This is a genomic window from Mesorhizobium waitakense (assembly GCF_056431085.1).
In genome coordinates this window covers 1-1,073 of the sequence record NZ_JBWKME010000133.1, presented here as the reverse complement: position 1 = coordinate 1,073, position 1,073 = coordinate 1, and the positions used below count along the sequence as shown (strand labels likewise).

The 1,073-nt window shown below is 59.9% G+C and carries 2 pseudogenes; one reads left to right on the top strand and one right to left on the bottom strand.

Annotation, left to right across the window (positions count from 1 at the left end):
- Positions 1 to 38 precede the first annotated feature (38 nt).
- Positions 39 to 282, bottom strand: a pseudogene (locus AC07FD_RS27065) (integrase core domain-containing protein); the annotation flags it as partial.
- A gap of 254 nt (positions 283 to 536) precedes the next feature.
- On the opposite strand from AC07FD_RS27065, the pseudogene AC07FD_RS27060 reads away from it, so the two are divergent.
- A pseudogene (locus tag AC07FD_RS27060) lies at positions 537 to 996 on the top strand (IS110 family transposase); the annotation flags it as partial.
- Positions 997 to 1,073 lie beyond the last annotated feature (77 nt).

The window sequence follows — 1,073 nt, the reverse complement described above, 5'->3', positions numbered from 1 at the left end:
CAAAACGAAGATGATCGTAGCGCTCGCCCGCAAGTTGCTCATAGCCTTGTGTTTAGTCCCGGCATTTTGCTAGAGCGGATTTAGCTTGAAGCGTTGTTGTTCTGTGGCCCAAGCTTCGCAGATGAACTGGTAAGGCGTGAGGCCGTTGAGGGTCTTCAGCCTACGAGCGAAGTTGTAGGCGGAGACGAAGTCTGCAAGGTGCTGGCGAAGCTGATCGTGGCTCTCGTAGTAGGTGGCATCCTTGATAGTCCGGTTCATTCTTTCGACCTGGCCGTTATCCGGTATGTGATCTGCGGTGCCTATTCGTCCTGCTGTTTCTTTGTTTGGAACGGCCTTATGGTGAGCCCATCCGGGACCTGGGGCACCGGGAGCACGAAGGTGCGGGCAGGCCGTCTTTAGACCGTTGGCTGAGAGCCCGAGCTCGTTACATGGCCGCCCCTCGCGACTTTCCCGGATGCGCTGCGAGCGCGGATCAGTAGATGTCGTGTTGCCCGCCAGCTCCCGTTCTTGACCGAGCCAGAAAGGAGGCAACAGGCATGTGCATCATCGGACTGGATATCCACCGCGCCTTCGCCGAGGCGGTGGCGTGGGAGGACGGCAGGCTCAGGCGGCTGGGCCGTGTCGACATGCGGCGCGACTGCTAGAGGCGTTTGCCGCAAAGCTGGCGCCGAGCGACATCGTGGTGATAGAGGCCACTGCCAACGCGTCCTCGGCCGCCGCGGTTGTCGCGCCGCACGTACAGAAGTGGTGATCGCAAACCCGAAGCAGGTGCGCATCATTGCCTATGCCAAGATCAAGACGGATACGATCGATGCCGGCGTTCTGGCGACAGCAGGCTTCCTGCCAGAAGTCTGGATTCCGGACGAGCCGACACAGGCGCTGCGCCGGCAAGTGACGCGGCGCAATCAGATCGTCCGGCAAAGATCGCGGTTGAAGAATGTCATCCAGTCGATCCTTCATAGCCACCTCATCCCGTCCTGCCCGCATGCCGACCTGTGAGGCGCCAGTGGCGGTTGCCGCGCAAAGCAATAAATCTCTCGCCAGGTTATTGCGATACTCGTCCAACATGAGGT